This window comes from Bradyrhizobium sp. 187, assembly GCF_023101005.1.
In the GTDB taxonomy this organism is placed as follows: domain Bacteria; phylum Pseudomonadota; class Alphaproteobacteria; order Rhizobiales; family Xanthobacteraceae; genus Bradyrhizobium; species Bradyrhizobium canariense_D.
The window spans coordinates 370603-386067 of sequence record NZ_CP064693.1; the positions used below are offsets into that span (position 1 = coordinate 370603).

Here is a 15465-nt window from a genome sequence, read left to right on the forward strand (position 1 = left end):
ACATGTCCGATCGTTCTCAGCTCTCCCGTCGCCGGTTCCTTTCGAATCTCGCCTTTGCCTCCGGTGCAGTCGCAACCGGCGTCGGCAGTTGGGTGATCCCGGCGCCCTGGGCCAATGCGGCCGAAGCCCCGATCAAGGTCGGCATCGCCACCGACCTCACCGGGCCGATTGCCTACGCCGGCAATGCCGACGCCAACGTCGCCAAGATGGTGATCAAGGAGATCAACGCCGGCGGCGGTCTGCTCGGCCGCCCGCTCGAGCTCTTTGTCGAGGACACCGCCTCGAACGAATCCGTCGCGGTCGGCAACGTCCGCAAGCTGATCCAGCGCGACAAGGTCGACATGGTATTGGGCGGCATCACCTCGTCGATGCGCAACGCCATCAAGGACCCGATCGTCGCGCGCGGCAAGACGCTCTACATCTATCCGCAGCTCTACGAAGGCAAGGAGTGCACGCCTTATCTGTTCTGTACCGGGCCGACGCCGGCGCAGCAGTGTGACGAGTTCATTCCCTGGCTGATCAAGAACGGCGGCAAGAAGTTCGCGCTGCCGAGCGCCAACTATGTCTGGCCGCACACGCTCAACGTCTACGCCCGCAAGGTGATCGAGGCCAACGGCGGCGAGGTCGTGTTCGAGGAATACTATCCACTCGACCAGGTCGACTTCTCCTCGACCGTCAACCGCATCATCTCCAACAAGGTCGACGTCGTCTTCAACACCGTCATCCCGCCCGGCGTCGGTCCGTTCTTCAAGCAGCTCTACGAGGCCGGCTTTCTCAAGAATGGCGGACGGCTGGCCTGCGTTTACTATGACGAGAACACGCTCAACATCAATCAGGCGGCCGAGATCGAGGGTCTCGCCAGCTGTCTCGATTATTTCAAGGTGCTCACCAAGGAGAACCCGTTCGACGCAAAAATCCAGGCGGCCTACGAGAAGGATTTCCCGGGCAACTTCCTGTTCGCTGCCGGCAGCGCCGCCACCGGCACCTATCGCGGCCTGAAGCTGTGGGAAGCCGCCGTCAAGGAAGCCGGCAAGGTCGATCGCGACTCGGTCGCCGCTGCGCTCGATCATGCCAAGATCGCCGAAGGTCCCGGCGGACCTGCCGAGATGGTGCCGGGCAAGCGCCACTGCAAGATGAAGATGTACACCGCTGTCGCCAAAGGCGGGAACTACGAGATCGTCGGACGCAGCGACGGACTCGTCGATCCCAAGGAATGCTAGAGTCGAATGCCGAAAGCGATGGGCGCAGTGAAGCAGGCAGTCCCCGCCGAGATCGGCGGGGAGCAGAACGTTGCCATGGTTGAACACGGATCAGCAGGGCAAGCCGGTTCGGCGCGGAAAATCCTGCCGATCGTGGAGGGCGTCGTGCTCGTCGCGGCGCTGCTCGCGCCGCTGGTGCTGCAGGACTACCTCACGGTGTTCGCGACGCGCGTGATCATCCTCGCGCTGTTCGCGCTGTCATTCGACCTGGTGTGGGGCTATGCCGGCATCATGAGCTTCGGCCAGGCGCTGTTTTTCGGCTCGGCCGGCTATGGCGTGGCGCTGCTCGCGCGCGATCTCGACATTACCAACATCTTCCTGGTGCTGCCCGCGGGCACCATGATCGGGCTCACCTTTGCGCTACTGCTGGGCGGCTTCCTGCTGCTTGGACGGCATCCCTCCAGCGTGATCTTCGTCTCGCTGGGCACGCTGACCGGATCCTACGCCGCCGATCGGCTTGCGCGCGGCTGGTACTATCTCGGTGGCCAGAACGGCATCCCCTCGATCTCCTCGATGACGCTCGGCAGTTACGAGTTCTCGGAAGGGCCGCCGTTCTATTATCTCGTGCTTGGCCTGCTCGTCGTGGTCTATCTCCTCTGCCGCTTTCTGGTGCGCTCGCAGTTCGGGTTGGCGCTCGCGGGATTGCGCGAGAACGAGCAGCGCATCGCCTTTTTCGGCTACAAGGCGCAGCATCTGAAGGCGATCATTTTTGCGATCGGAGGCGCAGTGGCCGGCCTCGCCGGCAGCCTCTATGCCTTCCACGAAGGTTTCGTCTGGCCCAACATGGTCGGCGTCGTGGTCTCGACGCAAGTGGTGCTCTATGTGCTGTTCGGCGGCTCCGGCACGCTGATCGGCGCCGTCATCGGTGCCGTCATCGTTGAGGGCGTCAGCTTCTGGCTCTCGGACAATTACCGCGAGGTCTGGCCGATCATCCTTGGCGTGCTGCTCCTGCTGGTGATTCTGTTCCGGCCGCTCGGCCTGATCAGCTTCGTGCTCGGCGAGCGCGAGCGGGTCGGCAGCTTTGGTGGCAAATCCAGGAAGACCGGGAAGGAGAAGCGCGATGCCGCTCCTTGAAGCCAGCGGCGTCAAGAAGATCTTCGGGAAGCTCACCGCGCTCGACGGCGCCGCGCTGACCGTCGGCGAGAACGAGTTTCACGGCCTGATCGGCCCGAACGGCTCCGGCAAGAGCACGCTGATGAAGTGCATCGCCGGCGCCGAGGTGCCGACACAGGGCAAGGTCTCCTTCGTCAACGCCGATATCACCGCGTTCACGCCGACCGAGCGTGCCCGCGCCGGTATGAGCTTGAAATTTCAGATCACATCCGTGCTGCCGACGCTGACGCTCTACGACAACATTCTGCTCGCGCTGCAGGCGCAATCCTCGCTGTTCGATCTCGTGTTCTCGCGCACGCGCGGGCTCTTGCACGATCAGGTCATGACCATGCTGACGCAATTTCGCCTCGCCAACCGCGCTTTCGACGCGGCGGCGGCGCTGTCGCACGGCCAGCAGCAATGGCTGGAGATCGCGATGGCGCTGGCCTGCAAGCCGAAGCTTCTGCTGCTGGACGAGCCGACCGGCGGCATGAGCCTGGAGGAGCGCCGCGTCACCGGTGAATTGCTGCAGCCGATCAAAAAGCATTGCTCGCTGGTCATCGTCGAGCACGATCTCGATTTCATCCGCGACATCTGCGATCGTCTCACCGTGCTCGACCAGGGCAAGGTGCTGGCGTCCGGCACGGTGTCGGAGATCCAGGCCAACAAGGCCGTCCAGGAGATTTATTTGCGCCGTGCCTGAATTTTTGGACATCAAGCATCTCGACGCCGGCTATGGTCGCAGCCAGGTCCTGTTCGACGTCAACCTCGGCATTCCCTGGCGCGGCGGTGTCGCCGTGCTGGGCCGCAACGGCGCCGGCAAGACCACGCTGATGAAGACCATCGTCGGCGAACTGCCGGCGTGGAAGGGCGAGGTCGCCTTCGATGGCCGCGACATCAGCCGCCGCGCGACCCAGGAGCGCGTGCGCGCCGGCATCGGCTACGTGCCGCAGGAGCATTCGGTGTTCGCGCGCCTGTCGGTGCGCGACAATCTCGCGGTCGGGTCGCTCGCGAGCAGGAAAGCCGACGCGGTCGAGCACGTGCTGACCATCTTCCCAAAGCTCGGCCAGCGCCTCGACCAGCCCGCCGGCACGCTTTCCGGCGGCGAGCGCAAGATGCTCGCCATCGGCCGCGCCATGCTGGGCGATCCAAAACTTCTTCTGCTCGACGAGCCGACCGAAGGCGTCTGGATCGGCGTAATCGAGGAGATCACCGAGCGCCTGATCGAGCTTGCGAAAACCATCGCCGTCATCATCGTCGAGCAGCACCTCGACCTCGCGCTCCGCGTCGCCGATTACGCCTACGTGCTGGACCGCGGCCGCGTCGCGCTGCAAGGCGAAGCGGGCGAGGTGAGGGGCAATCCGGAGCTGCTGCGGTATCTGGCGCCGTAGGGCGCGCGTGAAGCGCGTCGCTCTCACACCGAACTCGGCTGTCATGCCCCGCGAAGGCGGGGCATCCAGTACGCCGCAGCTTCTCGATCGATAAGGGGTGCCTCTGGAATACTGGATTCCCCGCCTTCGCGGGGAATGACGGCGTCAGGCTGGGATGGATCGAAGAGATTAAGCGGAGCGCCCGCTTTACTTCACCGCCCCAAACCGGCTGTCGAATGAGTTCGATTGCACCACCGGCGCGGCGCCCATGATCTGGGTCGCTTCACCCGCGCCATCCGACACCGACGGCTTCAGCGTCGGGCGGGTTGCGGCGAGGCGGGTGTCGGGCTTCGCAGGTTCGGCGGGTTTGGCAGCGGCAACAGCCGGCTTCGGTGCATCCTTCGCTGCGTCCTTGGACGTGTCGCGGCCCGGTACGAACCGGGTCACCGCGGCCTTCAGCCGGGACGCTGCGGTGGGCGGCGTCGTGGTCGTCGTTGCAGCCGGAGCGACGGATGCCGTGGCCTGCGGCGGCGGCGTGGTCGCGGTGGCGTCGGCATTGCCCACACCCATCTTGCGGCCGAGATTGGAGAAGAAGCCGGATTTCTCGGGCGGAGCTGCGGTGGCGACGCGGGCGCTGGCGGCGGGCGCGCTGACGGCGACGACCGGCTCTTCCTGCGGCGAGGGCGCGGCTGCATCGAGATTCGGCTTCGGCGGATTGACGTGTCCAGGGATGGTGCCCGGCGCCTTCGCCATCGCCAACATCTGGAGCGTGGTGCCTTCGGCGCCCTCCGACAGGCCGGTCGAGCCTTCCGGAATCTTCGCGGCAAAGATCTTGTTCATGCCGCCGTCGATGCCGGTGTTCATGCGCGCAACGGGCGTGCCGCGCGAAACCAGCTTGTTGTACTCCGCCTGGTCGCGCGCATCCTTCTCGCGCACGGCGCTGGCGATCTCCTCGGGGATCACATAGGCCGGGCACTTAGCGGACGCGTCGAACACCGGATCGCGCTTGGCGTCGGGCGGCTTCGCCGCGTCGAACACGTACTTCTTCTCGCAGAAATCGACCTTCGGCTCCTGCCGCGTCACCTCGAAATGATCATAGCCTTCCTTGATCATCTTCCAGAACGGCATGTTCGGATTGTTCCGGTGCTTGGCCATGTTCACCGGCGTCATCTTGAACGGATAGGCCTGCAACTGGAACGCCTTCTGGCCGCCGAAGAAGGACTCGCGCCCGAGCGAATAGATCTCGGCGATCTGCTCGTCCGTCATCGCGTAGCAGCCGCGCGACGAACAATCGCCATGCACCATCAGCTGCGACCCGCTGCGGCCCAAAGCCTTGTCGAACGCGTTCGGATAGCCCGTGTTGAACGACAAATAGTACGCCGATTGCGGATTCATCTGGCCCGGATTGATCGAGTAGAATCCTTCCGGCGCCTGACGATCGCCTTCGCGCACCTTCGGGCCGAGATCGCCCGACCAGCGACAGATCGGATAGGTCTTGAGCAGCGCGAACTGGCCGTTGCGGGTCTGCTTCCAGACCTCGAGCTCGGCCTCCTGCTTGAACAAGCGCACCAGGATCGGTGATTGCAGATCCATGTTCTTCTCGACCATCGCGGCGAGAAGCTTTGGCGGCACCGGCTGGTTGGCCTTGGCATTGGTCGCAAGCGAAACCTGGTCGGTGTCGCAGCCGGCCAGCACGAAGCTGGCGGCAAGCGCCACCGAAACCAGAAACGCGCGAGCAAGCGAACGAGAAATCAAGATGGACCCCACACCGTCCAAGGCATCGCGCGCAAACCCCAATCTTGAAGCATGATCCGACCGGAGACCGGGACCCGTCGCGACGGGCTTTTTCGCAATCACGCTCCAGCGCTTATGCCCTGAAGCCATTGATTAAAATTCTAACCTCTGGGTCATGTGGTCGCAACCCGCACGGGGATCACGAGCCCGTTGGCCCAAAGGCGTGGTCAACGAAGACTTAAACTGGGCTGAAACTTGGGCCTTTCGGCCAAACCAGCACTGAGATCGCTGATTTGGGCAAAAAAAGGGTTAACGCGGGGTTACCGGGGGCCTCCGGGACGGTTTGGCCGGCCTCAAATTCAGCGTCGTCTCGGCGAAAGCCAGGACGACGGCGGAGGGGGACGCGTCCAACGGGCCCCAAAGCCCGCCCGAATCAGCCCAGTTTCCGGCCAATATCGAGGAATTTCTGCCGCCGATGCTTGCGGATGGCGTCCCCGTCCAGACCCCGGAGTTCGTCAAAGGCCTTGGCAATGGCGTCGCCCGTGGTGGCGATCATGGCGGCGGGGTCGCGATGGGCGCCGCCGACCGGCTCCTTCAGGATGCTGTCGATCACGCCGAAGCGGAGCATGTCCTGGGCCGTGATCTTCATGTTGTTGGCGGCTTCCTGCGCCTTGGAGCCGTCGCGCCAGAGGATCGAGGACGCCGCCTCGGGCGAGATCACGCTGTAGATCGCGTGCTCCAGCATCAGGACCTTGTTGGCGGTGGTGATGGCGATGGCGCCGCCCGACATGCCCTCGCCGGTGATGATGGCGACGTTCGGCACGGTCAGCGCCATGCAGGCATCAGTCGAACGCGCGATCGCCTCGGCCTGGCCGCGCTCTTCCGCGCCGATGCCGGGATAGGCGCCGGCGGAATCGGCGAGCGACAGCACCGGCAGGCCGAACCGCTCCGCCATCTCCATCAGCCGCACGCATTTGCGATAGCCCTCGGGCCGCGCCATGCCGAAATTATGCTTGATGCGGCTCTCGGTGGAATCGCCCTTTTCCTGGCCCATCACGCAGATGGCCTCGCCGCGGAAGCGGCCGAAGCCGGCCACCAGCGCCTCGTCCTCGCCGAACTTGCGATCGCCGGCGAGCGGGGTGAACTCGGTGATCAGGCCCTTGATGAAGTCGTTGAAATGCGGCCGCTGCGGATGCCGCGCGACCAGCGTTTTCTGCCACGGCGTCAGGTTCAGATAGAGGTCGGCCATCGCCTGCGCCGCCTTGTCCTCGATCCGCCCGATCTCCTCGGCGATGTCGCTGCCGGAGGCCGCAAGCGTCCGCAATTCATCGAGCTTGGAATCGAGCTCGGCGACGGGCTTTTCGAAATCGAGATAGCTGCGCATCTGGTCTGGCATCAACTCAATATAGGGAGGACGGGGCGAGGCGGCGAAGCGGATTCGATGTCGCGGAAAGAAGTGTAGGTTCGTCAATGAGTTGGCTTGTGTGCTCGCAACGAGCGCAGGCCAAATCATCGTGAGGCCCCGGCTCTTTCTGCGGAGATGTGGCCGAAGTCAAGGCGGTTTCATCGTTCCAGTACCGTAGCCCGGATGAGCGAAGCGATATCCGGGGCAGGTCGCCCGATCGTCAATCCCGGATGTCGCTTCGCTCATCCGGGCTACTGCAGCTACGGCAGCAACTATTTCTCCGCCAGCGGGTGCAGGTCGCGGACCAGGCTCTTCAGCCGCTCCTCGACCACGTGGGTGTAGATCTGGGTCGTCGAGATGTCGGTGTGGCCGAGCAGCGTCTGCACGATGCGCAAATCGGCCCCGTTGTGCAGCAGGTGGCTGGCGAAGGCGTGGCGCAGCACGTGGGGGGAGACCAGCCGGGCCTGGAGGCCCGAAGCGACCGCGAGCTCCTTCAAATCGCGGGCAAAATGCTGCCGCGTCAGATGTCCGCTCTCGCCGAACGAGGGGAACAACCATTTCGAGGCCGCCACGCTGTTCTTCTTGTCGGTCTTGTTGTTGTCCTTGGCCGCCTCGGTCGCCGCGAGATAATCGGCCATCGCCTGGCGCGAGGCCTCGTTGAGCGGCACCAGCCGTTCCTTGTTGCCCTTGCCGCGCACCACGATCATGCGGGCGTCGCGCTTCGCGGCCGTACGTGGCAGCGCGACCAGTTCGGAGACGCGCAGGCCGGTGGCGTAGAGCACCTCGAGCAGGCAATAGAGTCTCAGGGCGCGCAGCCGTTTCGAGAGCGAAGCATCCTCCGCCTCGCTCAATTCCTTGGCGCGGCGGAGCATGCGGTCGACATCCGCAATCGACAGCACTTTCGGCAGGCCGCGGCCGCGCTTGGGGCCGGACAGGATCGCCGCGGGATCGTCGGTTCTGATGCGTTCGTTCAGGAGGAAGCGATAGAGATGCCGCATCGCCGACAGCCGTCGCGCGACGCTGGTGGACTTGAAGCCCCGCGTATCGAGATCGGCGAGATAGTCGCGCAGCGTCTGTGTTTCCGCGTCCGCGAATGCATGGCCGGCGCGACCAAGAAACTCGGAGAAGTCGGTGAGGTCGCGGCGATAGGCGTCGAGCGTATTGGGGCCGGCGCCCTGTTCCGCCGCGAGCATGTCGAGGAACAGGCCGGTGAGCTTGGCGTCTGAGGACTTGTTATCGGAAGATCTGGCACGCATGCCGGCAGCCTAGCTGCTATTTCTTGAGAAACTTATCCGGCGGGATCGTCACCGTCATTTCCCGCGGCTTGGGATTGACGAAGTTCGCCAGCGCGAAGACCACGCCATAGACGATGCCGGCGATCACGGCGACGACCGTCAGGAAGCGGAACAGGCTGGGCATCGGCAGGATCTCGGAGAGGGTCTCGGTCAGGGGCTTGGCGGGCAAATTAACCAATGAAATCATCCAACACGTTCGCCGTTTCGTGGCAAGAGTCCTCTGGCGAGGGCCCCTGCGGGGTCGTATAGGTGGCCAAAGGATGCCGCCTTTGGCGGCAGATCGAGCGAGACCCATTCGAGCGAGACAAATGCCCGACGCCGCGTTGCCGATCCAAGCCTCGCCCGAGGCCGACATCCTGTCGGCGCTGGGGACGCGCTCGATCGTGCTCGTCGGCATGATGGGGGTGGGCAAATCCACCATCGGCCGCCGCATGGCTCTCCGGCTCAAGCTGCCCTTCGTCGATGCCGACACCGAGATCGAGGCGGCGGCCGGCATGACCATACCGGAAATCTTCGAGCGTCATGGCGAGCCGCATTTCCGCGACGGCGAGGCCCGCGTGATCGCGCGTCTGCTTGACGGCGGTCCCATCGTGCTGGCGACCGGCGGCGGCGCCTTCATGCGCGAGGAGACGCGGACCCGGATCGCGGCGAAGGCGATATCGATCTGGCTCAAGGCCGATCATGATGTCATCATGCGCCGCGTGCGCCGGCGCGCCGACCGTCCGCTGCTCCAGACCGCCGATCCCGAAGGAACCGTGACGCGCCTGCTCACCGAGCGCGAGCCGGTCTACGGCCATGCCGACCTCACCATCGCCTCGCGCGACGTGCCGCACGACAAGATCGTCGATGAGACGATAGAGACGCTGCGCGCGCATCTTTGCGGCGAACGGGCGTCCCCGCCACCAGCCGACGTCGCGAGTGCCGCACGATGACCGCGCCTTTGAAACATTCAGATCCTGTCAATGTCGAAGTCGCGCTGGGGAATCGCGCCTATGACATCGTCATCGGCCGCGGCGTGCTGGCCTCGCTCGGCGAACGCGTCGCGCGCCTGCGCCCCGGCGTGCGCACCGCGATCGTGACGGATCGCACCGTCGCGAAATACTGGCTCGAACCCGCCGAGGCCTCGCTCGCAGCCGCGGGCATTCCGACATCGCGCATCGTCGTCGAGGAAGGCGAGATCTCCAAGACCTATGCCGGTCTCGAAAAGGTCAGCGAAGCCCTGATCGCCGCGAAAATCGAACGCAACGATCTCGTCATCGCGCTTGGCGGCGGCGTGGTCGGCGATCTCGCCGGCTTTGCGGCGGCGATCCTGCGCCGCGGCGTCGATTTCGTGCAGGTGCCAACCTCGCTGCTGGCGCAGGTCGATTCCTCCGTCGGCGGCAAGACCGGCATCAACTCGCCGCAGGGCAAGAATCTGCTCGGCGCCTTCCACCAGCCGGTGCTGGTGATCGCCGACACCGCCGTGCTTGACACGTTGTCCGCTCGGCAATTCCGCGCCGGCTACGCCGAGGTCGCCAAATACGGCGTGCTCGGCGACGAGGCCTTCTTCGCCTGGCTCGAGAAGAACCATTCCGACATCTCCAAAGGCGGTTCGGCGCGCGAGCATGCGATCGCGACCTCCTGCCGCGCCAAGGCCGGCGTGGTCTCGCGCGACGAGCGCGAGACCGGCGAGCGTGCGCTGCTCAATCTCGGCCATACGTTCGGCCATGCGTTGGAAGCCGCGACCGGCTTCTCCGACCGCCTGTTTCACGGCGAGGGCGTTTCGATCGGCATGACGCTGGCGGCGCAGTTTTCCGCGAAGCTCGGCATGATCGGCGAAGCCGATGCGATGCGAGTCGAGCGTCACCTCATTGACGCCGGCTTGCCGACGCGCTTGCAGGACATCGCGGGCTTCGCGCAGGAGGGGCTTGCCGATGCCGACGCGCTGATGACGCTGATGGCGCAGGACAAGAAGGTCGAGCGCGGCAGGCTCACCTTCATCCTGCTGGAGGCCGTGGGGCGGGCCGTCGCCGTGAAGAACGTCGAGCCGGCTCCGGTGCGCGACTTCCTGAAGGACAAGCTCGCGCAAAAGGCATGACGCGAGGCTGAACGGCGCTACAGCGTTTTCGCGCGAAGTGGGTACCGGTTCGCGTAAGAAACGCGTCAAAACAAGAAACCAGAGTGGTTCATGGATTGGCTCGGATTCACCATCGTCATTCTCTGCCTGCTGGTCTCCGGCTTCTTCGCCGCGAGCGAGACCGCACTGACGGGCGCCTCGCGCGCCAGCATGCTGCGGCTCTCCAAGCAGGGTAATCGCGACGCCGACGTGGTTTCGCAGCTGCTCGACATGCGCGAGCGCCTGATCGGCGCCCTGCTGCTCGGCAACAACATCGCCAATATCAGTGCATCCGCCCTGGCCACCAGCATCTTCACCGCCTGGTTCGGCGACGTCGGCGTGCTCTATGCCACCGGCTTGATGACCGCACTGGTCGTGATCTTCGCCGAGGTGCTGCCCAAGACCATCGCGATCAACGCGCCCGACCGCATGGCGCTCGCGGTCGCGCGCCCGATGCGGCTGACAATGTACGTGCTGGGGCCGCTGCTGCGGATCGTGGAAGTCATCGTGCGGCTGTTGATGCGCCTGTTTGGCCTTGCCGGCGAGCACCAGGCGATCCTGTCGCCGACCGAGCGCCTCCGCGGCGCGGTCGACCTGCTGCATCATGAAGGCAAGTTTGAGAAGCACGACCGCGACATGCTCGGCGGGCTGCTCGATCTGCGCGAGCTCCAGGTCTCCGACGTCATGATCCATCGCACCGAGATGACGATGATCAACGCCGACCTGCCGCCGGAGGATCTGGTGCGCGAGGTGCTGGCGGCCGAATACACCCGCATCCCGCTGTGGCGCGAGAAACCGGAAAACATCATCGGCGTGCTCCACGCCAAGGATCTGCTGCGCGCGATCCGCGCGTCCGACGGCGACACCTCGCGCATCGACGTCTCGACCATCGCGCTGCCGCCCTGGTTCGTGCCGGAAATGCGGCCCGTCTCCGAGCAGCTCAAGGCGTTCCGCCGCCGCAAGACTCATTTCGCCCTGGTCGTCGACGAGTACGGCGAAGTTGAAGGCCTCGTGACGCTGGAAGACATTCTGGAAGAGATCGTCGGCGACATCTCCGACGAGCATGACGTCGTGGTCGCGGGCGTGCGCGCCCAGCCGGACGGCTCGGTCGTCGTCGACGGCTCGGTCCCGATCCGCGATCTCAACCGCGCCATGGACTGGCACCTGCCCGACGAAGAGGCAACGACGGTCGCCGGCCTCGTCATTCACGAGGCGCGCTCGATCCCCGACCGCGGCCAGAGTTTCACCTTTCACGGCTTCCGCTTCCGCGTCCTCCGCCGCGAACGCAACCGCATCACCGCGCTCCGTATTTCACCGGTGCCGCGCGAGACGGAAATGGAGGAAGCCAAGCGGCGGCGGGCGGGGACGTCGTTTTGAAGCGGTAGCTGTCATCGTCCGCCTTGTGCGCGCTTGCGCACTGGGGCGGACGATCCAGTAAGCCGCAGCGGCTCGATTCTAGCCGCGCCGCCTCGGAGTACTGGATGCCCGCCTTTGCGGGCATGACAGCCGCATCGGCGAGCTAGCTGCCGCCTTCTCCCGGCGCTTGCGCGTGGATCGCCAGCGCGTGCACGCTGCCGGAGAGTTCCGCGGCCAGCGCCGAATTTATCATGCGGTGGCGATCGACCCGGCTCTTCCCTTTGAAGGCGGAAGACACAATATAAACCCGAAAGTGCGTCTCGCCGCTCGGCCGATGGCCGGCGTGGCCCTCATGCAAATGTGACTCGTCGACGACTTGCAGGCTTTCCGGCGTGAAAGCTTCCTGCAACTTGTTGCTGATAGTGTCTCTGATGGCCATCTGGGTCATTACGGTGCGAGATCGCTCTCCGTATTGCATAGGCCGCCTCTAGCGGCCGTTCAAGGACGCCTCAGCATAGTTTCGGCTATGCTTTTCAGCTAATTGCAATGTCAAGACTTGAAGGTTTTTGCATTGCGTAGTCAAAGTCAGCCATGCCGATCGATTCATCAAAGTTCTTCGACTCCATCCGGATCAAGCCGAAAGGCAAGCAGCCGGAGGTGAAGCCGCGCGACGCCGTGGTCAATTGCGAATGGACCGGGTGTCAGAACAAGGGCGCGCATCGTGCGCCCAAGGGTCGCGACAATCAGCGTGAGTACTGGCACTTCTGCCTGAACCACGTGCGCGAGTACAACCAGAACTACAATTTTTTCTCCGGCATGAATGCCGACGCTGTCGCGCGCTATCAGAAAGATGCGCTGACCGGTCATCGTCCGACCTGGAAGATGGGCGCCAATGGCGGCGTCAAGAAGGGCGCCGAGGCCGAGATCGACGGCGCCTTCGATCCGTTCAGCATGTTCCAGGAGCTGAACGGCCGCACCGGCTGGCGCGCCGGCCCGCAGGCCGCGCCCAAGGCCGAGACGCGCAAGATCATGAACGCCGAGCGCAAGGCGCTTCAGGTGATGGGCCTCGGCCCCGAGTCCACGCTCGCCGACGTCAAGTCCAAGTACAAGGCGCTGGTGAAGCAGCACCACCCCGATGCCAACGGTGGCGACCGCTCCACCGAGGATCGCCTGATCGAAATCATCAAGGCGTATAATTATCTGAAGACCGTGGTGCGCGAGGCGTAGGCTTCGCGCGCGCTTTCTTCCCTTCTCCCCTTGCCGGAGAAGGTGGCGCGAAGCGCCGGATGAGGGGTTTCTCTCGGCGAATTCAACTGCAAGATATGAGGGTGTCGAGACAATCCCTCACCCGTCTCGCCGCTTTGCGGCGAGCCACCCTCTCCCGCAAGGGGAGAGGGGAAGCACGCGCTCCGGGCTACGCATTCCCTACGCCTTCGGCATCGCGCCCACATATGACGAGCTCGGCCGGATCAGCCGCCCGGTCCGCTGCTGCTCCCGCGCATGCGCCGTCCAGCCGGCTGCGCGCGCCACGGCGAAGATCGGCGTGAAGGCCTGCCTCGGAATCGCCAGCGCATCGAGCAGGATCGCGGTGAAGAACTCCACATTGGTCTCCAGCGGCCGGTCCGGATTCTTCTTGCGCAAGGCTGCGCGGATATAGGCCTCGACCTCGCCGGCAAACGGCAGGTCGGCGCCGTCCGAGGCCAGCGCCTCGATCGCGGTCTTGAGCACGTCGGCGCGGGGATCGCGCACGCGATAGACGCGGTGGCCGAAGCCCATCATTCGCTCGCCGCGGGCGAGTGCCGCGTCCACCCAGGGCTGGATGCGCTCGCGCGAGCCGATCGCGTCGAGCATTTCCAGCACCGGCTCCGGCGCGCCGCCATGCAGCGGACCCGTCAGCGCGCAATAGCCGGCGGTGACGGCGGCAAACAGATCTGCGTGCGTTGAGGCCACCACGCGCGCGGTGAAGGTCGAGGCGTTCATGCCGTGGTCGCTGGCGGTCACGAGATAGGCGTCCAGCGCCCTGACCTCGCGTGGTTCGGGCGCGCGCCCGTGCAGCATGCGAAGCGTATCGGCAGCCTGGCTCACGTTCGGATCGGGCGCCACGGGATCGAGACCCCTAGCCCGGCGGACGAGCGCGCCCGCAATCACCGGGAATGCGCCGACGATCGTCGCCTCATGGGCGAGCCCGTGCTCGGCGCGAACTCCCGCGACCGCCGCGCGAAATCCGTCGATGATGCCCATGCCGCGCGTTGCCGGCAGCAGCTCATCCAGCCGCGCGAAGGCGCGCTCGCGTGCGGCGCCCAGGCTCGCGCGCACATCGGCTTCGCTCAGCGTGGTCGTGCTGGCGCCGTTCCAGAGCCGGGCGGTGACGCCCTCAAAGCTCGACTGGCTCGCCAGTCGGCCAACATGCTCGCCGGCGATGATCAACTCGCCGCGCTCGCCGTCGACATGGCTCAGCACGGTTTCGGCCGCGGGAACGCCGTCCAGCCCGATCTGGCTCTTGGTGAGGTGGATGTTCATGGCCCAAATCTCCTTTGCACCAGCCAAAGATCAGGCCTCTCGACAGATTGATCAATCTTGATTACATTAATCAATATGAAAAATTCGGAAGGTCTCTACCTCTCCGCCCGGGAAGCCGCCGCCGAGCTCGCGATCTCGCCGGCCACGCTCTACGCCTATGTCAGCCGCGGCCTGGTCCGCTCCGAGCCGACGCCCGACTCGCGCAAGAACCGCTATCGCGCCGAGGACGTCCGGGCGCTGAAGGAGCGTCGGGTGCCGTCGCCGGAGCCGCGCGGCCTGCGCAGCTTCGATGCCGATCTGCCGGTCATGGACACGGAGATCTCCACCATCACCGAGGAGGGCGCGATCTATCGCGGCGTCAATTGCGTCGATCTCGCGGAGAACGACACGCTGGAGCACACGGCGACGCTTCTGTGGGACGTCTCCGGCGTCGATCCCTTTGCGCCGGACAATTTTCCCGCGGTGTCCGATGAGATGCGCCTGATCGCGCAGGCCGCGCGGCGCGCCGCGCCGATCGATCGCGCCATTGCCGTGCTGGCGCTCGCATCGAGCGCCGATCCCCGCGCCTTCACCCGCGCGCATGATGGACGTGCGATGGTCGGTGCGCGCATCGTCCGGCTCCTGGTCGCGACCATGCTCAATACGGAGCCGTCCGCCGAGCCGCTGCACCAGCAGATCGCCAGTGCCTGGGCTCCCGACAACAAGCACGCGGCCGATCTCATACGCCGCGCGCTGGTTCTGCTCGCCGAGCATGAGTTGAACGCGTCCACCTTCACCGCGCGTTGCGCAGCCTCGACCGGTCTTAATCTTTATGATTCCGTCATCGCCGGCCTCGCCGCGCTGAAGGGACCGAAGCACGGCGGTGCCGGCGTGCTCGCCTCGCAGCTCGTCAAGGCACTGGTCGATCGTGACGTCGAGCCAATGGTCCGCGAGCGTGTCGCGCTCGGCGAACGCTTTGCCGGCTTCGGTCACGGCGTCTACAAGCGGGGCGATCGGCGCGCGCAATCGCTGCTCAACGCGCTCTCTCGCGCAGGCGCACCGCGCAAATTCACCAAGGAGGTGCCCGAGCGGATCGCGGAGGCGACCGGCGAACTCGTCAATATCGACTACGCGCTCGCGGTGCTCGTGCACGCGCTGCGCCTGCCTGGCGGCAGCGAGCTCGCCCTGTTCGCGATGGCCCGCAGCGTCGGCTGGATCGCACATGCGAGCGAGCAGTTGCAGTTCGGCAAGCTGATCAGGCCCCGGGCGAGGTATGTCGGGCCGGCACCGGGGCGGAGGGGAGGCGCTGCTAGCTAGGATCGCTGCTGCGGTCGTCCTGGCGGAAGCCCGTGCTCGGGTA

Annotated in this window: 15 protein-coding genes; 9 read left to right on the forward strand and 6 right to left on the reverse strand. The window is 65.2% G+C overall.

The annotated features are described in order from the left end of the window. The first annotated feature begins 2 nt into the window (after positions 1-2). The 4 genes from IVB19_RS01740 to IVB19_RS01755 are packed head-to-tail and all read left to right on the forward strand — an operon-like array spanning position 3 to position 3742. The gene (locus IVB19_RS01740) at positions 3-1220 is read left to right on the forward strand and encodes a substrate-binding protein (RefSeq protein WP_018452916.1); all 1218 of its coding nucleotides are present in this window, start codon (positions 3-5) and stop codon (positions 1218-1220) included. Positions 1221-1226: 6 nt separating this feature from the next. Continuing rightward, entirely contained in the window at positions 1227-2333 is a 1107-nt protein-coding gene (locus tag IVB19_RS01745) for a branched-chain amino acid ABC transporter permease (RefSeq protein WP_247820914.1), read from the forward strand. Beyond that, on the forward strand, positions 2320-3054 hold the full coding sequence (locus tag IVB19_RS01750; protein ID WP_018452918.1) for an ABC transporter ATP-binding protein: 735 nt from the start codon (positions 2320-2322) through the stop codon (positions 3052-3054). Before IVB19_RS01745 ends, IVB19_RS01750 begins: the two co-directional genes overlap by 14 nt. Next, a complete protein-coding gene (locus tag IVB19_RS01755; protein WP_026232421.1) occupies positions 3047-3742 on the forward strand; it encodes a branched-chain amino acid ABC transporter ATP-binding protein in 696 nt (231 codons plus the stop codon). Before IVB19_RS01750 ends, IVB19_RS01755 begins: the two co-directional genes overlap by 8 nt. Positions 3743-3928: 186 nt before the next feature. On the opposite strand, the gene IVB19_RS01760 is transcribed toward IVB19_RS01755, so the two are convergent. The 4 genes from IVB19_RS01760 to IVB19_RS01775 all read right to left on the reverse strand — a co-directional run bounded on the left by IVB19_RS01760 (position 3929) and on the right by IVB19_RS01775 (position 8279). Then, the gene (locus tag IVB19_RS01760; protein WP_247820915.1) at positions 3929-5476 is read right to left on the reverse strand and encodes a L,D-transpeptidase family protein; all 1548 of its coding nucleotides are present in this window, start codon (positions 5474-5476) and stop codon (positions 3929-3931) included. Positions 5477-5888: 412 nt separating this feature from the next. Continuing rightward, the gene (locus IVB19_RS01765) at positions 5889-6851 is read right to left on the reverse strand and encodes an acetyl-CoA carboxylase carboxyltransferase subunit alpha (RefSeq protein ID WP_007599220.1); all 963 of its coding nucleotides are present in this window, start codon (positions 6849-6851) and stop codon (positions 5889-5891) included. A gap of 281 nt (positions 6852-7132) precedes the next feature. Beyond that, positions 7133-8116, reverse strand: a complete 984-nt coding sequence (gene xerD / locus IVB19_RS01770; RefSeq protein WP_247360805.1) for a site-specific tyrosine recombinase XerD — start codon at positions 8114-8116, stop codon at positions 7133-7135. A gap of 16 nt (positions 8117-8132) precedes the next feature. Next, positions 8133-8279, reverse strand: coding sequence for a hypothetical protein (locus IVB19_RS01775; protein ID WP_035669499.1), 147 nt, complete (start codon positions 8277-8279; stop codon positions 8133-8135). Positions 8280-8463: 184 nt separating this feature from the next. Here IVB19_RS01775 and IVB19_RS01780 point away from each other — a divergent pair, with 184 nt between their 5' ends. The 3 genes from IVB19_RS01780 to IVB19_RS01790 all read left to right on the forward strand — a co-directional run bounded on the left by IVB19_RS01780 (position 8464) and on the right by IVB19_RS01790 (position 11627). After that, the gene (locus tag IVB19_RS01780) at positions 8464-9087 is read left to right on the forward strand and encodes a shikimate kinase (protein WP_085384097.1); all 624 of its coding nucleotides are present in this window, start codon (positions 8464-8466) and stop codon (positions 9085-9087) included. Beyond that, positions 9084-10232 (forward strand): 3-dehydroquinate synthase, encoded by a 1149-nt coding sequence (gene aroB, locus IVB19_RS01785; protein WP_247360807.1) that lies wholly within the window; start codon positions 9084-9086, stop codon positions 10230-10232. The genes IVB19_RS01780 and aroB overlap by 4 nt, the downstream gene beginning before the upstream one ends. A gap of 90 nt (positions 10233-10322) precedes the next feature. Continuing rightward, on the forward strand, positions 10323-11627 hold the full coding sequence (locus IVB19_RS01790; protein ID WP_018452925.1) for an HlyC/CorC family transporter: 1305 nt from the start codon (positions 10323-10325) through the stop codon (positions 11625-11627). Positions 11628-11769: 142 nt separating this feature from the next. On the opposite strand, the gene IVB19_RS01795 is transcribed toward IVB19_RS01790, so the two are convergent. Then, positions 11770-12045 (reverse strand): BolA family protein, encoded by a 276-nt coding sequence (locus IVB19_RS01795; RefSeq protein ID WP_026232423.1) that lies wholly within the window; start codon positions 12043-12045, stop codon positions 11770-11772. Positions 12046-12197: 152 nt separating this feature from the next. Between IVB19_RS01795 and IVB19_RS01800 the strand changes: the two genes are divergently transcribed. Then, on the forward strand, positions 12198-12833 hold the full coding sequence (locus IVB19_RS01800; RefSeq protein WP_027515160.1) for a J domain-containing protein: 636 nt from the start codon (positions 12198-12200) through the stop codon (positions 12831-12833). A gap of 198 nt (positions 12834-13031) precedes the next feature. On the opposite strand, the gene IVB19_RS01805 is transcribed toward IVB19_RS01800, so the two are convergent. Next, the gene (locus IVB19_RS01805) at positions 13032-14126 is read right to left on the reverse strand and encodes a citrate synthase/methylcitrate synthase (protein ID WP_018452928.1); all 1095 of its coding nucleotides are present in this window, start codon (positions 14124-14126) and stop codon (positions 13032-13034) included. Positions 14127-14201: 75 nt separating this feature from the next. On the opposite strand from IVB19_RS01805, the gene IVB19_RS01810 reads away from it, so the two are divergent. Next, positions 14202-15422 carry a citrate/2-methylcitrate synthase gene (locus tag IVB19_RS01810; protein ID WP_085358851.1) on the forward strand — a complete coding sequence of 407 codons (1221 nt, stop codon included), beginning with the start codon at positions 14202-14204 and terminating at the stop codon, positions 15420-15422. Positions 15423-15465 lie beyond the last annotated feature (43 nt).